Consider the following 17,143-nt stretch of genomic DNA (forward strand, 5'->3'; position numbering starts at 1 on the left):
ACGCCACCCCGCCTAGGGGTGGCTGTGTTCCCGCGCCGCAGCCGCCAGCCGGCTGCGCACGAAGCCGACGTGCTCCCGCAGCACATAAAACGCATCCGCATAAGCAAGCGGCATACGCAGCCGGTTCAGCGACGCCTCGATTTGATCCAGCTCAACGAATAGACGTTGTCGTTCCTCATCGGTCGAATCGGCGAGCGCGCCGCGTTCAATCGCAATCAGCGACCCGTAATAGCGATAGATGCGCGAGCGCACACGCCACCGGTACAGCGCCGGAATCAGCCGCATCGCGGGGAACAGCAGCACCGCCATCGGCAGCAGCAACACCAGCGTGCGATCGCCGATACTCGCCAGCCAGAACGGCAGCGTGCGGTACAGAAAGCTCTTGCCGGTCCTGTAGTAGCGCTGCGCGTCTTCGCTGATCTGATACTCGCGCGCCACCGGATTCGGAAACTCTCCCGCGTGTTGCAACAGCCCCGGCATGCCATGCACTTCCTGTGCGGCTTCGATCAGCAGATCGGAGATCGCCGGATGCAGGCTGGTGCGCGCCACCAGCTCCACCGTCGGGCTGATCAGATGCACGGTTTCGGGCGGAATCCGGTGCTTCAGATCCAGCACGCCGGGCGGCAGATCGATCTCGTCCAGATACGGAAAGAGCCGCGTATAGGCGCTGGCTTCGTCGAAATTCATCACCGACACGCCGGGCACTTTCAGCAGGCGCAGCATCAGGCCGCGAGTGGCCGAGTCGCCGTTCAGGATCGCCGCGTCGACCTCGCCCGCCACCAGTTGGGTGGCGGCTTGCATGCCGTCGCTCGGCACCAGCACCGTGCTGCCGCCGGGTTCGATGCCATTCGCGTCCAGCAGTTTGAGCGCCAGCATGCGCGTGCCGCTGCCTTCGCGGCCCACGGCGATGCGCTTTCCTTCCAGTTGTGAAAGCTGGGACACACCCGAGCCGCGATAGAACACCACCACGGGAATGTAGAACACGCTGCCGAGCGACATCAGCGACGAGGTGTCGGAGCCATCGGCGACGCCGCCTTGCACGAGCGCGACGTCGACATGCTGCTTCGGGTCCAGCAGACGCTGCAGGTTCTGCACCGAGCCGTCCGACTCCAGCACGTTCAGCTTGATGCCGTTGCGGGCGAGGATTTTCTTGTACTGCTCCGCGGCGACGACGAACGAGCTGTCGTGCGGGCCCGCGCTCATCGTGATGGTTTTCGGCGGCGCCGGATCGATCAGCCAGACGCCCAGCGTTACCAGCAGGATGATCAGCGCGGCCACGATCACATAAGACAGCGTGTGATCGCGCCACTCGGCGTGCGGGTGATCGTCGGGAAACGACGGGGAAGGCGGGCGCTGCGCTTTCATGAACACTCCGTACCGGGAGCCGGGATGACGGCATTGTCCACTGTCCGGCGGGGGTTTGCCTTCGGCAGTTTGCTCTATTGACCGGGTGGGCGAAAGAATCTGTCGAGCGGCCGAATGTTCGGCATAACGGCGCCTGGGACGGTCGGCAGGCGGTGGAGGCCATGGCATAATCCGCGACAGCTTCTCATCGTGTCGCCGGGCGTATCTTGAGTCGTTTCTATCGGAAGATCGGCAGTTGGCTGGGATTGTTGGCGATCCTGATGGCCACGCTCGCGCCGACGATCTCGCACACGCTCGCCGCTCGCGACGCAGCGGCAGGCGGAATGCCCGAGCATTGCATGATGCCGTCGATGGCGTCCATGGACTCGATGGGCCCGATGGACTCGATGGCTTCAATGCATGCGATGTCCTCCCTGCGAGACGATCCCTCCGCCGCCAGCACTCCGACCGACTCCACCAGCAAACACCCCCAGCACCCGTCGATGTCCGACGGCGACGCCTGCGGCTACTGCAGCCTGCTGGCTCACATGCCCGCCGTGCCCAGCGTCGAGACGCTCTTCACGGTCGCCGTGCGGGCTCGCCAGCACACCGTCGCCACCCGCTTCGAGAGCGTTCGCCGCGTCGAACCGCTCACTTTCGCGCAACCCCGCGCCCCTCCGTTCAACGCCTGATTCAAGTCATCACGTCGCGATGCCGTGAAGCGCAGCGCGACGGCCGCCGCACGTCGGTTCGACGCTGCGCGCCGGCCTTGTCACGACCCATGAAACAGGATGAACCATGCTTACCCCTACCACGCGCAACGGCCGCCCGCTGCGCGCCGCGTCGCTCATTGCGGCCGCCGCAAGCGTTCTGCTCGGCATACCTTCGCTAGCCCACGCCCATGCCATTGCCGGCGACCGCATCTTTCCGGCGACGATGGCCGTCGACGATCCCGGCGTCGGCGACGAAGCCGACTTCCAGTACGGCCACCAACGCGTTCCCGGCGACAACGGCGATCAGAGCATCAACACCTTCAACGTCGAGTACGACAAGCTGATCACGCCGCGGCTCGCGGTGTCTGTCAACGGTAGTTACGTGATGCAGAACAATCCGACCGCGCGCGGCTTCGACAACTTCGGCGTCGGCCTGAAGTACATGCTGTACGTCAACGACGCGCACGAGTTCATGACCTCGGTCGGCGTGGATGCCGACCTCGGCGGCACCGGCAGCCGCGCGGTCGCCGACAACTTCTCGACCATTTCGCCGACCGTCTACGCGGGCAAGGGCATGGGCGATCTGCCCGACGCGCTGGCGTATCTGCGTCCGATCGCGATCACCGGCGAAGCGGGTCCGGCGCTCACCACCGGCGCGGGTCAACCGAACGCGTTCAACTACGGCTTCACGTTCCAGTACAGCCTGCCGTACCTGCAACAGCACGTCCACGACGTCGGTCTGCCGCAGCCGCTGTCGAACCTGATCCCGCTGGTGGAAGTCCCGCTGTCGCGCAGCCAGGGGCAAACCACCGGCACGGTCAACCCGGGCTTCATCTGGATCAACCGTTACGGTCAGTTCGGCGTGGAAGCGCAGATTCCGATCAATCGCGCCAGCGGATCGCACGTGGGCATTCTGGTTCAGGCCCATGTGTTCCTCGACGACGTTGCGCCGACCACGATCGGCAAACCGCTCTTTCAGTAACGTCGGCAACTTCGATAACTTCAGTCACGCAGGAGAAGCACGATGAAAAACGATCGGCTGGTAAGTCTGCACAAAACCGCGAAACTGATCACGTTCGTGGCCGGCCTCGCGTTCGCAAGCGCCGCGTTCGCGCATGTGTTTCCGCAGAAGCAGGAACCGGGCGCGGGCGCAACGGTGGCTTCACCCGCGCAGGTGCGGGTGATTTTCGATGGCCCGCTGGAACCGGCCTTCAGTTCGCTGACAGTCACCGACGCGGCCGGTAAGCAGGTCAACACAGAGAAGTCCGCGGTCGACGCGCAGCAGGCCGCCGCGATCGCGGTGCCGCTGCCGACGCTCGCGGCGGGTCGCTACACGGTGCACTGGGTGGCGGTGGCCGACGACGGCCATCGCACGCACGGCGACTACGGCTTCAATGTGAAGTAAGCGCAAGCGGTAAAGCGCTGCGTGATCCATCGCCATGGATGACGCAGCGCACGATAGCGCCGGGCATCGCGGGCGGGTGAAACGGTCTATTATCGAAAGCACGCGTGAAGCGGCTGGCTGTGCAACGCAACAGTCCTTCACCGCCAGGGAGAAGAACCCATGAATGAGCTCATCAAGGCGCTCGGTGCCGGGGTACGCGGCCGGCAGCGTCGGCAGATCGTGTGGCTCTATGGGGCGCTTCTCGCGTTCAATCTCGCGGCATGGGCCGCCGCCTTCGTGGCGTTTCGCGGCTATCCGCTGCTGATGGGCTCCTGTCTGCTGGCCTATTCGTTCGGCCTCAGGCATGCGGTGGACGCGGACCATATCGCCGCCATCGACAATGTCACCCGCAAGCTGATGCAGTCCGGCCAGCGTCCCGTCACGGTCGGGCTGATGTTCTCGCTCGGCCATTCCACCATCGTCGTGCTGGCGACGCTCGGCATTGCCGCGACGGCGATGGCCTTGCAAAGCCGCATGAGCGATTTCAAGGAAACCGGCGCGCTGATCGGCACGCTTGTCTCGACGTTTTTCCTGTTCGCGATCGCGCTGCTGAACCTGATCGTGCTGCGCTCGGTGCTGCGCGCGTTTCGCCGCGTGCAGCGCGGTGAACCCTACGTCGATGAAGATCTGGACATGCTGCTGGCCAATCGCGGCTTTCTCGCGCGACTCTTCCGGCCGCTCTTTCGCCTCATCACACGAAGCTGGCATATGTACCCGCTCGGCTTTCTGTTCGGACTGGGTTTCGACACCGCGACCGAAGTCGGCCTGCTTGGCATTTCCGCCGCCGGCGCCGCGCAAGGCATGTCGATCTGGTCGATCCTCGTGTTCCCGGTGCTGTTCACCGCGGGCATGACGCTGGTCGACACCACCGACGGCATCATGATGCTCGGCGCCTACGGCTGGGCCTTCGTGAAGCCGGTCCGCAAGCTTTACTACAACATCACGATCACGACGATCTCGGTTGCGGTGGCGCTGCTGGTGGGCGGTATCGAAGGGCTCGGCCTGCTGGCCGACAGGCTGCACCTGAGTGGCGGATTCTGGCTGGCGGTGGGCGTGCTCAACGATAACTTCGGCATGGTCGGCTACGCGATTATCGGGCTGTTTCTGGCGAGCTGGCTGCTGTCCGCGGCGTTCTACAAATGGAAGCGATTCGAGGAACTGGAGATTCGCTCCTGAGTGTGTCGCGATTTGCGAATCACGGCGCGATGCACGCACCTTCATGAATCCATTGCGAAATCTGGGTTATTTGGTAGCGCTGACCTATACTCGAAAAGGTTTTTCGGGCTCATTGCGGTGAGCACCATTCAAACGAAAACATGCAGCAAAAACGATCCTTTAGCCGCCACCCCACGCGGTAGTTTGACTGATCGATTGCTGGACACGTGACTGCCGTGCGGCACTCGCCACGTATCTTTGTTTGCCCAAAAGAACGTGAACGCAGTGGAGACACATCATGGCAGAAGCAGACAACGTCCCCTATGGGCGCAAGACTCAGCACGCGCCCGCTCTCACCGAAGTGCACATCATCTGGATTACCGCGGGCCTCGGCTGCGACGGCGATTCGGTATCGATTACCGCGGCGACCCAGCCGAGTATCGAAGATGTGATTCTCGGTGCGATTCCCGGCTTGCCGAAGGTTCATCTGCACAATCCCGTCCTGGCGTATGAAAACGGCGATGAGTTTCTCAAGCCGTTTCATCAGGCCGCGCGCGGCGAGCTGGACAACTTCGTGCTGGTGATGGAAGGCTCGATTCCGAACGAGCGAATTAATCGCGAAGGCTATTGGGCCGCGTTGGGCACCGACCCCGATACGGGCGACCCGATCACGATTCCGCAGTGGCTCGACCGGCTCGCGCCGCGCGCGCTGGCGGTGGTCGGCGCGGGCACCTGCGCGACCTATGGCGGCATTCATGCGATGGAAGGCAATCCGACCGGCTGCATGGGTCTGGCCGATTATCTCGGCTGGGACTGGAAGTCGAAAGCGGGCCTGCCGATCGTGAATGTGCCGGGTTGTCCGGTGCAGCCGGACAACTTCATGGAGACGCTGCTGTACCTGCTATATCAGCTCGCGGGCCTCGCGCCGATGATTCCGCTCGACGACGCGTTGCGCCCGAAGTGGCTGTTCAGCCGCACCGTCCACGACGGCTGCGATCGCGCCGGTTCGTATGAGCAGGCGATCTTCGCGAGCGAATACGGCAGCCCGAACTGCATCGTCAAACTCGGCTGCTGGGGGCCGGTCGTGCAGTGCAATGTGCCCAAACGCGGCTGGATGGCGGGGATCGGCGGCTGTCCGAACGTGGGCGGCATCTGCATCGGCTGCACGATGCCGGGCTTTCCCGACAAGTTCATGCCGTTCATGGACGAGCCTCCCGGCGCGGTGCTGTCGTCGAATCTCATCAAGACGTATGGCCCGCTGATTCGCAGCCTGCGCAAGCTGACCAACCACACACTGAACGACGAGCCGAAATGGCGTCACAACGGCGCGAAACTTACCACCGGTTACCGCCGCTGAGGCGGCGGCATTCGCGATTCGACCGCTTATTTCAGCATTGTTAGCACCGTCAGCAGGGAGAAGGTCATGGCCGTCAGCACCGCACCTGAAGCGACCCACAGCACCCAGGCAGCGCCGGGCAAGCTGGTCGAGATGAACTGGGATCCGATTACACGGATCGTCGGCAGTCTGGGGATTTACACCAAGATCGATTTTGCGAACCGCCGCGTGGCGGAGTGCTACAGCACGTCGTCGATCTTTCGTGGCTATAGCATTTTCATGAAGGGCAAGGACCCGCGCGACGCGCATTTCATTACGAGCCGCATCTGCGGAATCTGCGGCGACAATCACGCAACCTGTTCGGTCTACGCGCAGAACATGGCCTACGGCGTGAAGCCGCCCGCGATCGCCGAGTGGATCGTCAATCTCGGCGAAGCGGCCGAGTATATGTTCGACCACAACATCTTCCAGGACAACCTGGTGGGCGTGGACTTCTGCGAGACGATGGTCAAGGAGACCAATCCGGGTGTCTGGGCGAAGGCGCAGAAAACGCCCGCACCGCACGCGGACAAGCACGGTTATAAAACCATTGCCGACATCATGACGGCGCTCAATCCGTTCACTGGCGAGTTCTACCGCGAAACGCTGATGGTGAGCCGCTATACCCGCGAAATGTTCTGCCTGATGGAAGGGCGCCACGTTCATCCGTCGACCTTGTATCCGGGCGGCGTGGGCACGGTGCCGACCATTCAGCTCTTCACCGACTACATCACGCGGTTGATGAAGTATGTGGAGTTCATGAAGAAGGTCGTGCCGCTGCACGACGATCTGTTCGACTTCTTCTACGAAGCGCTGCCGGGTTACGAGGAAGTGGGCCGGCGCCGCGTTCTGCTCGGCTGCTGGGGTTCGTTCCAGGACCCGAACGTGTGCGACTACAACTACAACACCATGACGCAATGGGGCCGCGGCATGTTCGTGACGCCGGGCGTGGTGGTGGACGGCGAACTGGTGACCACGGATCTGGTGGACATCAACCTGAACATTCGCATTCTGCTCGGCAGCTCGTACTACGACGACTGGGATCACGAAGAGACCTTCGTCAAGAACGATCCGCTCGGCAATCCGGTGGACCGCAAGCATCCGTGGAATCAGACCACGTTGCCGCATCCGCAGAAACGAAAATTCGACGGCAACTACACATGGGTGATGTCGCCGCGCTGGCTCGACAAGCGCACCGGCGACCACCTCGCGCTCGACACCGGCGGCGGTCCGATCGCGCGCCTATGGGCAACGGCGTTGGCCGGGCTCGTCGATATCGGCTATATCAAGGCGACGGGGCGTAGCGTGAAGATCTATTTGCCGAAAACCGCGCTGAAGCCGGAAGTCGAATTCGAATGGAAGATTCCGAAGTGGAGCAATGCGCTCGAACGCGATCGCGCGCGCACCTATTTTCAGGCATACGCGGCGGCTGCGGCGTTGTACTTCGCCGAACAGGCGCTCGCCGAATTGCACGCGGGCCGCACCCGTACGTTCAGCGATTTCACCGTGCCGGAAGAGGGTATCGGCTGCGGCTTTCATGAAGCGGTGCGCGGCGTGCTCTCGCATCATCTCGTGATTCGCGACGGCAAGATCGCCAACTACCATCCGTATCCGCCTACCCCGTGGAACGCCAATCCGCGCGATATCTACGGCACGCCCGGACCCTATGAGGACGCGGTGCAGAACACGCCGATCTTCGAAGAGAACGGGCCCGACAAGTTCAAGGGCATCGACATCATGCGCGCGGTGCGCAGCTTCGATCCGTGCTTGCCGTGCGGCGTGCACATGTATGTCGGCAACGGCAAGACGATCGACACGTCGCATTCGCCGACCTTCGGCGTGATGCAGGGAGCGCACAAGTGAGCACGCGGCTCGACGATCAGCGCGCGGTCGCCGCGCAGCAGCAGCGGATCGACGAACTGATCGCGACGCTGGAAACGCTCGACGACCGCGAGGCGCGTGAGAGCGCTCAGGAATTGCTGCAGGTGGTGCTCGATCTGCATACGAACGGCCTCGCGCGGCTGATGGAGATCGTCGCGGCGGCCGGCGTAGTGGACGACGCGATGGTCGAAGCATTCGAGCGCGACGCCGGGGTCTCGGCGTTGCTGTTGCTGCATGGTTTGCATCCTCGGGATATGGCGACGCGGGTCTCGCGGGCGGTCGACAAATTGCGGCCGTTGCTCGGTGTGCAAGGCATTCAGATCGACTTGCTGGACGCCGCGGAAGAGGCGGTGCGCGTGCGTGTGGCGGGTCGTTTGCAGGGCAAGCACAATTCGGTTGGCGAATTGCAGCAGGAAATCGAGCGCGCCGTGTTTGAAGCGGCGCCGGAGGCCATGCGCGTCGCTATCGAAGGCTTGCAGGACGTCAACGTGCATGAGTTGCGTTTCGTGCCGAAGCCTACCGAGCACAGCGAGCCCAACGAGCAGACCGAACGCACCGCGCACCCTGAGCCAACCCGCCGGACCGAGGCCGGCGCGCCATGACACCCGCCGCCGCTTCGCCAACGCACGGCTGGGTCGCGGGCCTGCGGCGTTTCGTGCGCCGTGCCGACGACGTGCAGTGCGAGCTATGCGGCGCGTTGTTGCTTGCCGATCATCCGCATCTGTTCGAAACCGCCAAACGGCAGCTTTATTGCTGCTGCCGGGCGTGCGCGCTGCTGTTCGGCAATCAGCAGAACACGCGCTATCGTCCGGTACCGCGCGACGCGCAATGGCTCACGGGCTTTCGCATGAGCGACGCACAGTGGGGCGCGCTGGCCATTCCTATCGACATTGCGTTCTTCTTCCACGACAGTTCGGCGCAACGCGTGGTGGCGCTGTATCCGGGACCGGCCGGCGGCACGCAATCGCTGCTTCGGCTCGACGCGTGGGACGAACTCGTCGCCGACAATCCGTTGCTCGCGCAACTGGAGCCCGACGTCGAAGCGCTGCTGGTGAATCGCAGCGAAGGCGCGCGCGAGTACTACCGCGTGCCGATCGATCAGTGTTACGCGCTGACCGGCGTGATTCGCGCGCGCTGGCGCGGCGTGTCGGGCGGCCGCCAGGCGTGGGATGCGATTCATCGCTTCTTTGCCGCGCTAAAGACCCATGGCCGCGTACCAGAGGGCTTGCTCCATGCCTGATCTCGGGTTCACGGTCGAGTCCGCCGAAGTGGCGCCGTTCGCCGCGGCGCCGCTCATGATGTTCAGGCTGCGGATCGTCGATACGTCACCGCACGCGGTGAGCGTAACGTCCGCGCACGAAGCCGTCGCCAGCATCACGTTGCAATGCCAGATCCAGATCGAAGCCACCCGGCGCCGCTACACGCCCGCCGAGCAGTACGGACTCGAAGACCTGTTCGGTGCGCCGCCGCGGTGGGGCGAAACCTTGCGCACGCTGCTGTGGACGCATACGTTCGTGGTCGTGCCGCCGTTCACCGGCGAATGCACGGTCAATCTACCCGTGCCGTGCAGCTACGACTTCAACGTCGCCGCCAGCAAATATTTTTATGGACTGGAAGACGGCGAGATTCCGCTGCTGCTGCAATTCAGCGGCACCGTGTTCTATCGCGAAGCCGACGGCGCATTGCAGGCCGCGCCGATTCCGTGGCACAAGGACGCGGCGTTCCGTATGCCAGTGGCGTTGTGGCGCGACATGATGAGCCGTTACTACCCGAACGGTGCATGGTTGTCTCTGCACCGGGAGGTCTTCGACCGCCTCGCGCGTTTCAAGACCCGGCGCGGTCTCACGAGTTGGGATCAGGCGGTGGCGAGCCTGCTCGACGGCCTCGAGGAGGACCTATCGTGAACGCGGTCGAGAGCGTCGTTCAGGCGGTGCTGTACGAAGGCTACCTGCTGTATCCGTACCGGCCGACTTCGGTGAAGAACCGGCAGCGCTGGACCTTCGGCGGCGTGTATCCGCGCGCCTATGCGGAGGCGTCCGGCAGCGATCCGTGGGTCACGCAGAGCGAGTGCCTGCTGCGCGGCGGCGAGCACACGCGGGTGGCGGTGCGCCCCGGTTTTCTGCAGGTCATCGACCGGACGGTGCTGGAGGCGGAAAACACGGCGGTGCGGCCGGAATCCGGCGAACCCGTATGGCGGTCGGTGCCCGTGCTCGATATCGGCGAGCGCCGCTATACGCCATGGCAGGAAGCGGCCGAGCGGCATATCGCGTTGCCGGTGCTGGTGCTCGGCGACCTGCTGAAAACGCCCACCGAGATCGCTTTTTCGTTCGACGCCGCTTGCGACCTCGAACCGCTTGCGGACGGGCACGACACGCTGCGTGGCGCGTTGCGCCGCACTCGCGCGGCACTGCAAGGACGGGTCGAATTGAGCGCGACCAGCGTGGCCAACGGGGTTTATCGATTGAAGACGCGTATCGTCAACGAAACGCCGCTCGATCGTGCCCGCGACCTGACGCGCGATGCCGCGTCGCTGTTCGCGCTGGTGTCCTGCCACACGGTGCTCACGGTCGACGGCGGTACGTGGCTGTCGTCGATCGATCCGCCGGACGAACTGGCGGCGTGCTCCGCCGCCTGCCGCAACATCGGCGTGTGGCCGGTGCTGGTGGGCGACGAGCAGCAGCCCGACACGATGCTCGCGTCGCCGATCATTCTCTACGACTTCCCGCAGATCGCGCCGGAAAGCGCCGGCGATCTGTTCGACGCGACCGAGATCGACGAGATTCTCACGCTGCGCATTCTGACCATGACGGATGACGAAAAGCGCGAAATGATCGCGACCGACGAACGCGCGCGCGCGTTGCTGACGCGTACCGAAAGCCTCGGCGCCGAGCAGATGCAGAAGTTGCACGGCACGCTGCGTCAGGTTCGCTCGCTCGATACTGCGAGCGTGAGCATGCCGACCTTCACGGCACCGCAAGCCGACGCGCTGCCGGTCTCGCCGTGGGCCGAACTCGACGCGCGGCCGCATCTCGCCTACGTGCGGGTGGCGGGCGTGGAGATTCGCATCGGCGATCAGGTGCGCCTGCGGCCGCGTGGCCGTGCCGATATCTTCGATATCGCGCTGAGCGGCATGGTCGCGACGATCGAATCGATCGAACGCGATTTCGACGATCACGTGCATGTGGCGGTCACGATCGACGACGACCCCGGCAAGGACTTCGGCATGCAGCGCATGCCGGGCCATCGTTTCTTTTTTGGGCCGGACGAGATCGAGCCGCTGAAGCCGGTGAAGACCGTGAAGCCGCTCAAGCCGCTAAAGCCGCAGAAACCCACCCCCAACGGCCGGCGAGGTCTCGCATGAGCGCGATTCTGGTGGCCGGCATCGGCAACGTGTTTCTCGGCGACGACGGCTTCGGCGTCGAAGTCGTGCGGCGTCTGCGGGAGCGGCTCGACGCGGGCGAATGGCCGGCGCTCGCGCGCGGCGTGAGCATCGCGGATTTCGGCATTCGCGGCATCGATCTCTGCTATGCGCTGCTCGACGACGTGGACAGTGCGATCCTGATCGATGCGACGCAGCGCGGCGGCGCACCCGGCACGCTGTACGTGATCGAACCGTCCGAGGAAGACCGCGGTGGCGGCGATGGCGATCCCTATGCAGTGCCTATGCTGATGTCGCCGCATGAGATGGACCCGGTCAAGGTGCTGCAAACGGTGCGGATGCTGGGCGGCGGCTGCGAGGACATCGTCGTGCTTGGTTGCGAGCCGCAGGATTTCGGCTGCGAAAACGGTGAGCAGGGGCGCATGAGTTTGAGCGACGCGGTAGCGCAAGCGGTCGAGCCTGCAGCGGAAGCCGTGGTGCGGCTCGTGATGGCGAGATTGGAGCGAAACGCAGCGCTGGTGAGCTGATGAATACGCCAATGAACAGGCGGTGAAGTAACCGGAGTGGGGGACGTCATGAAAGGCTTGCTGAAATACCTGTTGTTGCCGGCGTTGCTGGTCGGCGTGCTGGCGAATATGAAGGACATCAAGCGCTATATCCGCATCCGCAACATGTAGACGATAGCTGCCGGGGAGTTGGCGATGAGCACACATGCACAGCCTGCTGGACCCAGTTCAACCCAGCTTCCGCCGTTGGGCGGGCCGCCGGGAGAAGAAATCCGCGTGCGCGGGCTGGTGCAGGGCGTCGGCTTCCGGCCCACCGTGTGGCGGATCGCGCACGCTTGCGGCGTGGTCGGCGACGTGCGCAACGACAGTGACGGCGTGCTGATTCATGCGTGGGGCGACGCGTGGACGCTGCAGCGATTCATCGAAAGTCTGAGCACCGAGTGCCCGCCGCTCGCGCGTATCGACGCGATCGAGCGGCATCAACTGAACGAGGCGGCCGAGGCGAGCGACTTCCGGATCGTGCCGAGCGAAGGCGGCCCGGTTCACACCGGTGTGACGCCGGACGCGGTGGTCTGCGCCGACTGCGCGGCGGATATCGCCGACCCGGCCAACCGCCGCTACCGTTATCCGTTCACCAACTGCACGCATTGCGGGCCGCGCCTGTCGATCGTGCAGGCCATTCCGTACGATCGCGCCAATACCACGATGGCCGCGTTCGCGATGTGCGACGCGTGCCGCGCCGAATACGACGATCCCGCCGACCGGCGCTTTCACGCGCAGCCGGTGGCGTGCCCGGCGTGCGGTCCGCGCGTCTGGCTGGAAACGCGCGACGGCGGCCGCCGCGTCGAAGGCGAGGATCCGTGTCGTGCGGCCAGTCTGCTGCTGCGGCACGGCTCGATCGTCGCGATCAAAGGGCTGGGCGGTTTTCAACTGGCCTGCGACGCCGCCGACGAAGTCGCCGTCGCACGTTTGCGGCGCCTGAAACGCCGCGAGCGCAAACCTTTCGCGCTGATGGCGCGCGACCTGCAAGCCGTGCGCCGCTATTGCACCCCCAATCAGACCGAACGCGAGCTGTTGGCGAATGCCGGCGGCCCGATCGTGATCCTGCGCGCCAATGGTCCGGAATGCGTCGCGGCGAGCGTCGCGCCGGGTGTCGGCACGCTCGGTTTCATGCTGCCGTCCACGCCGCTGCACCGTTTGCTGATGGAATCGCTCGAGGGCGCGCTCGTGGTGACGAGCGGCAACACCAGCGACGAGCCGCCCTGTATCGACAACGCCGATGCCCGCGCGCGTCTCGGCCGTATCGCCGATGTCTTTCTGATGCACGATCGCGATATTGCCAGGCGGGTCGACGATTCGGTCACGCGGGTGGTGCAGGGTACGCCGCGCATGCTGCGCCGCGCGCGCGGCTACGCGCCCGCGCCGCTGCTGTTGCCCGAAGGTTTCGCCGACACCCCCGCCGTGCTGGCGATGGGCGGTGAACTGAAGAACACCTTCTGCCTGGCGCGCGACACGCAGGCGATCGTCTCGCATCATCTCGGCGATCTGGCCGACGCGTTGACGTATGCGGACTATCGGCGCGCGATCGCCCAGTATCTGCGGCTGTTCGACCATGAACCGGAAGTGATCGCGCTCGACTCTCACCCCGAGTACCTGTCGCGCAAGATCGGCCAGGAACTCGCGCAAGCCCTGCAGGTTCCGGCGGTCGAGGTGCAGCATCATCACGCGCATCTGGCGGCCTGCATGGCCGAAAACGGCGTGCCGTTCGACGCGCTGCCAATGCTCGGCGTCGCGCTCGACGGTCTCGGTTACGGCGACGACGGCACGCTGTGGGGCGGCGAATTCATGCTGGCCGATTACCGCGGCTACACGCGCCTCGGCCGCTTCAAACCGGTGGCGATGCCGGGCGGCACGCGCGCGATCGACGAGCCGTGGCGCAACGCGTACGCGCAGTTGCGCGCGGCCTTCGACTGGCAAGGTCTGACACGGCAATACGGCGGCCTCGATATCGTGAGGTTCCTGAGCCATCGTCCACGCGCCGCGCTCGATACGATGATCGCGCAGCGCGTGAACAGCCCGCTATCGAGTTCCGTGGGGCGCCTGTTCGATGCCGTGGCGGCTACCGTGGGCATCTGTCGCGAGCGCGTGCTTTACGAAGGACAGGCCGCGATCGAACTGGAGGCGCTGGTCGATCCGCGTGCGCTGCGCGACGACAGCGACGCCCATGCGTACCCGTTCGAAATCGTCAGCACCGCGCCAGACGGCTTGCGCTGCATCGAGCCGCGTCCGATGTGGGAAGCGCTGCTCGACGATCTGCTGCGCGGCGTGCCGGTGCCGTTGATCGCCGCACGTGTTCACAAGGGTCTCGCGATCGCGATCGAACGGATGGTGGAAGGTCTGGCCGATCTGCTGAGCGGTCCGGCGGACACCCGCAGCGTCGCGCTGTCGGGCGGGGTGTTCCAGAATCGCGTTCTGTTCGAGCAGGTCGTGACGCGCCTCGACGCGGCCGGGTTTCGGGTGCTGACGCATCGGCAGGTGCCGGCCAACGACGGTGGCTTATCGCTCGGCCAGGCGGTCGTGGCGGCGGCGCGAGGGCGTTGAATCGCGCTTGCGGTTTCCCGCCAGCGCGGGCTAAGGGGAGAAGGACATGTGCTTGGGAATCCCAGGACAGATCGTCGAAGTGACGGACGCGGCGAACGACCTTGCGCTCGTGAATGTGGGCGGCGTGCGGCGCGTGATCAACATCGCCTTCGTGATCGACGACGACCGGCCCGCCAGTGCCTGTGTCGGCGAGTGGGTACTGGTGCATGTGGGCTTCGCGATGAGCCGGCTCGACGAGCAGGAAGCGGCCAGCACGCTCGCGTTACTGCACGAGCTGGGCGTCGCGCAAGGCGAGATGGACGAGATGCGCACCGAAGGGAGTCGCACGCCATGAAATACGTCGATGAGTTTCGCGATCCGGATAAAGCCCGGACGCTGGCAAGAGAGATCCGCGCGCTGGTGTCGCGCATCGAGCGCGTGAAGCAGCGGCCGTTGCAGATCATGGAAGTGTGCGGCGGCCATACGCATACGATTTTTCGCTATGGTATCCAGCAACTGCTGCCCGATACGGTGGAGTTCGTGCATGGCCCGGGTTGCCCGGTGTGCGTGCTGCCGATCGGTCGCGTCGATGACTGCGTGGCACTGGCCGAGCGGCCCGAAGTGATTTTCACGACCTTCGGCGACGCGATGCGCGTGCCCGGTTCGAAGAAGAGCCTGCTCAAAGCGAAGGCCGACGGCGCCGATGTGCGGATGGTCTATTCGCCGCTGGATGCACTGAAAATCGCGCAGCTCAATCCGGACCGCGAGGTGATCTTCTTCGGTCTCGGCTTCGAGACGACCATGCCGAGCACCGCGATGACGGTGTTGCAGGCGCACGCGCGCAAGATCACGAATTTCTCGCTGTTCTGCAATCACATCACGATCATTCCGACCATCAAGGCGATTCTCGATGCGCCGGATTTGCAACTCGATGGTTTCCTCGGGCCGGGGCACGTGAGTATGGTGATCGGCACGCGGCCCTACGATTTCATTGCTCGCGAGTATCGCAAGCCGATTACGGTGGCCGGCTTCGAACCGCTCGACGTCCTGCAATCCATGTGGATGGTGATCCGGCAGATCGCCGAAGGCCGCTGCGAGGTCGAGAACCAATACGGCCGGATCGTGCCGGAGGACGGCAATGCGCAGGCGTTGTCGGCGGTGAACCAGGTGTTCGAGACGCGCGAGTTCTTCGAGTGGCGTGGGCTCGGGTCGATCGATCGTTCCGGTGTCAGGGTGCGCGAAGCGTTCGCGGGCTTCGACGCGGAGCGCAAGTTCGCGATGCCGAATCTGAGCGTGGCCGATCCGAAGGCGTGTCAATGCGGCGAGGTGCTGAAGGGCTTGATCCGGCCGCATCAATGCAAGGTGTTCGGCACCGCGTGCACGCCGGAGTCGCCGCTCGGGGCGCTGATGGTGTCGAGCGAAGGCGCTTGCGCGGCGTACTACAACTACGGGCGCATCGATGTGTCGGCGATCGAGGAACGGCGTCGTGCGCGGCAGGCGACGGAAGCCGGGGCCGTGACTGCGGGATGCCTCGGCGCGAGCGCTGCGAGCATTGCGGAATGCGTCGACGCTGGGGTCGCGAGCGGCACCGTTAGCGCGATCGTAGAGCCTGTCCTGACGGCCGGCACGCTGGCCGCTTCAACCGCGTGAGGCGCTGCATGAACGACCGCGTGGCTGTTTCCATCGAACCGGGCGAGCCGCGGCGCGTGCGTCCACCGCGCCGCGTGAACGACGTCGCCGTCAATCTCGCGCATGGCAGCGGTGGACGTGCCATGCGCGATCTGATCGAAGACGTGTTCGTGTCGGCCTTCGACAATCCGACGCTGGCCGCGCTCGAAGATCAGGCGGTGTTCGCGCTGGCCGATCTTGCCGCACGCGGCGACCGCCTCGCGTTTACGACCGACAGCTACGTCGTCGACCCGCTGTTCTTTCCCGGCGGCGACATCGGCACGCTCGCGGTATCGGGCACGGTCAACGATCTGGCGGTCTGCGGGGCCACGCCGCTGTATCTGTCGTGCGCGGTGGTGATCGAAGAAGGGCTCGCCGTCGACGTCCTACGGCGCGTCGCGGCGAGTATGCAGCGGATCGCGCTCGAAGCCGGCGTCGCGATCGTCACGGGAGACACCAAAGTGGTGGAGCGGGGTTGCGCCGACAAGCTGTTCGTCAACACGGCGGGGATTGGGGTGGTGCGTCGCGACGTATCGATTTCGGCGCGCAATGCGCGGCCCGGCGACGTAGTGATCGTCAACGGCTTTCTCGGCGATCACGGCGCCGCGATTCTGGTGGCGCGCCAGCAGCTTGCGCTCGACGCCGACATTAAAAGCGATTGTTGTCCCCTCAACGGATTGATCGCGGCGATGCTCGACGTGTGCCCGCGAATCCACTGTCTGCGCGATGCGACGCGCGGCGGTGTCGCGACCGTATTGAACGAGTTCGCGCAGAGTTCACGGGTGAGGATACGGCTGGACGAAACCGCGTTGCCGCTGCGCGAGCCGGTGCAGGGCGCGTGCGAAATTCTCGGTCTGGACCCGCTCTATCTGGCTAACGAAGGCAAGCTGGTCGCCGTGGTCCCCGCGGATGCCGCGCAGCAGGTGCTGACCGCGATGCGGGCGCATCCGGCCGGCCGCGAGGCGGCGGTGATCGGCACGGTCGAAGCGTGCGACGAAGGCGCGGAAGAAGGCCTCGTGGTCATGCAGACGACGTTCGGCGGGCAACGTATCGTCGATATGCTGGTGGGCGAGCAATTACCGCGCATCTGCTGACGAA

At 64.7% G+C, this 17,143-nt stretch carries 17 protein-coding genes; 16 read left to right on the top strand and 1 reads right to left on the bottom strand.

Annotated elements, in window-relative coordinates; translation table 11 throughout:
* Nucleotides 1-12 precede the first annotated feature (12 nt).
* Nucleotides 13-1,365, bottom strand: coding sequence for a TAXI family TRAP transporter solute-binding subunit (locus GGD40_RS01005; RefSeq protein WP_179742520.1), 1,353 nt, complete (start codon nt 1,363-1,365; stop codon nt 13-15).
* Nucleotides 1,366-1,571: 206 nt separating this feature from the next.
* Between GGD40_RS01005 and GGD40_RS01010 the strand changes: the two genes are divergently transcribed.
* The 16 genes from GGD40_RS01010 (at nt 1,572) to hypE (ending at nt 17,139) form a co-directional block, all read left to right on the top strand.
* A complete protein-coding gene (locus tag GGD40_RS01010) occupies nt 1,572-2,036 on the top strand; it encodes a DUF2946 domain-containing protein (RefSeq protein WP_218900764.1) in 465 nt (154 codons plus the stop codon).
* A 106-nt stretch (nt 2,037-2,142) separates the two neighbouring features.
* Nucleotides 2,143-3,039, top strand: a complete 897-nt coding sequence (locus tag GGD40_RS01015; RefSeq protein ID WP_179742521.1) for a hypothetical protein — start codon at nt 2,143-2,145, stop codon at nt 3,037-3,039.
* Between the two features lie 42 nt (nt 3,040-3,081).
* The gene (locus GGD40_RS01020) at nt 3,082-3,462 is read left to right on the top strand and encodes a copper resistance CopC family protein (protein ID WP_179742522.1); all 381 of its coding nucleotides are present in this window, start codon (nt 3,082-3,084) and stop codon (nt 3,460-3,462) included.
* A gap of 159 nt (nt 3,463-3,621) precedes the next feature.
* Entirely contained in the window at nt 3,622-4,677 is a 1,056-nt protein-coding gene (locus GGD40_RS01025) for a HoxN/HupN/NixA family nickel/cobalt transporter (RefSeq protein WP_179704106.1), read from the top strand.
* 277 nt (nt 4,678-4,954) lie between these two features.
* On the top strand, nt 4,955-6,013 hold the full coding sequence (locus GGD40_RS01030; RefSeq protein ID WP_179704107.1) for a hydrogenase expression protein HypE: 1,059 nt from the start codon (nt 4,955-4,957) through the stop codon (nt 6,011-6,013).
* Nucleotides 6,014-6,079: 66 nt separating this feature from the next.
* Entirely contained in the window at nt 6,080-7,894 is a 1,815-nt protein-coding gene (locus tag GGD40_RS01035; protein WP_179742523.1) for a nickel-dependent hydrogenase large subunit, read from the top strand.
* Nucleotides 7,891-8,514: a NifU family protein gene (locus GGD40_RS37295; RefSeq protein WP_179742524.1), complete on the top strand. Its 624-nt coding sequence runs from the start codon at nt 7,891-7,893 to the stop codon at nt 8,512-8,514. Before GGD40_RS01035 ends, GGD40_RS37295 begins: the two co-directional genes overlap by 4 nt.
* Nucleotides 8,511-9,152 (top strand): DUF5947 family protein, encoded by a 642-nt coding sequence (locus tag GGD40_RS01045; protein ID WP_179704111.1) that lies wholly within the window; start codon nt 8,511-8,513, stop codon nt 9,150-9,152. The genes GGD40_RS37295 and GGD40_RS01045 overlap by 4 nt, the downstream gene beginning before the upstream one ends.
* Nucleotides 9,145-9,816: a DUF6084 family protein gene (locus GGD40_RS01050; RefSeq protein WP_179742525.1), complete on the top strand. Its 672-nt coding sequence runs from the start codon at nt 9,145-9,147 to the stop codon at nt 9,814-9,816. Before GGD40_RS01045 ends, GGD40_RS01050 begins: the two co-directional genes overlap by 8 nt.
* Entirely contained in the window at nt 9,813-11,273 is a 1,461-nt protein-coding gene (locus GGD40_RS01055; RefSeq protein ID WP_179742526.1) for a hypothetical protein, read from the top strand. Before GGD40_RS01050 ends, GGD40_RS01055 begins: the two co-directional genes overlap by 4 nt.
* On the top strand, nt 11,270-11,818 hold the full coding sequence (locus tag GGD40_RS01060) for a hydrogenase maturation protease (protein WP_179742527.1): 549 nt from the start codon (nt 11,270-11,272) through the stop codon (nt 11,816-11,818). The genes GGD40_RS01055 and GGD40_RS01060 overlap by 4 nt, the downstream gene beginning before the upstream one ends.
* 48 nt (nt 11,819-11,866) lie before the next feature.
* Nucleotides 11,867-11,968, top strand: coding sequence for a DUF6893 family small protein (locus GGD40_RS37300; protein WP_373565243.1), 102 nt, complete (start codon nt 11,867-11,869; stop codon nt 11,966-11,968).
* Between the two features lie 24 nt (nt 11,969-11,992).
* A complete protein-coding gene (gene hypF, locus GGD40_RS01065) occupies nt 11,993-14,398 on the top strand; it encodes a carbamoyltransferase HypF (RefSeq protein ID WP_179742528.1) in 2,406 nt (801 codons plus the stop codon).
* A 46-nt stretch (nt 14,399-14,444) separates the two neighbouring features.
* Nucleotides 14,445-14,732 carry a HypC/HybG/HupF family hydrogenase formation chaperone gene (locus GGD40_RS01070; protein ID WP_179704135.1) on the top strand — a complete coding sequence of 96 codons (288 nt, stop codon included), beginning with the start codon at nt 14,445-14,447 and terminating at the stop codon, nt 14,730-14,732.
* Entirely contained in the window at nt 14,729-16,027 is a 1,299-nt protein-coding gene (gene hypD, locus GGD40_RS01075; RefSeq protein WP_179742529.1) for a hydrogenase formation protein HypD, read from the top strand. Before GGD40_RS01070 ends, hypD begins: the two co-directional genes overlap by 4 nt.
* A gap of 8 nt (nt 16,028-16,035) precedes the next feature.
* Nucleotides 16,036-17,139, top strand: coding sequence for a hydrogenase expression/formation protein HypE (hypE, locus tag GGD40_RS01080; protein ID WP_179742530.1), 1,104 nt, complete (start codon nt 16,036-16,038; stop codon nt 17,137-17,139).
* Nucleotides 17,140-17,143 lie beyond the last annotated feature (4 nt).

The organism is Paraburkholderia bryophila, from assembly GCF_013409255.1.
GTDB lineage: Bacteria > Pseudomonadota > Gammaproteobacteria > Burkholderiales > Burkholderiaceae > Paraburkholderia.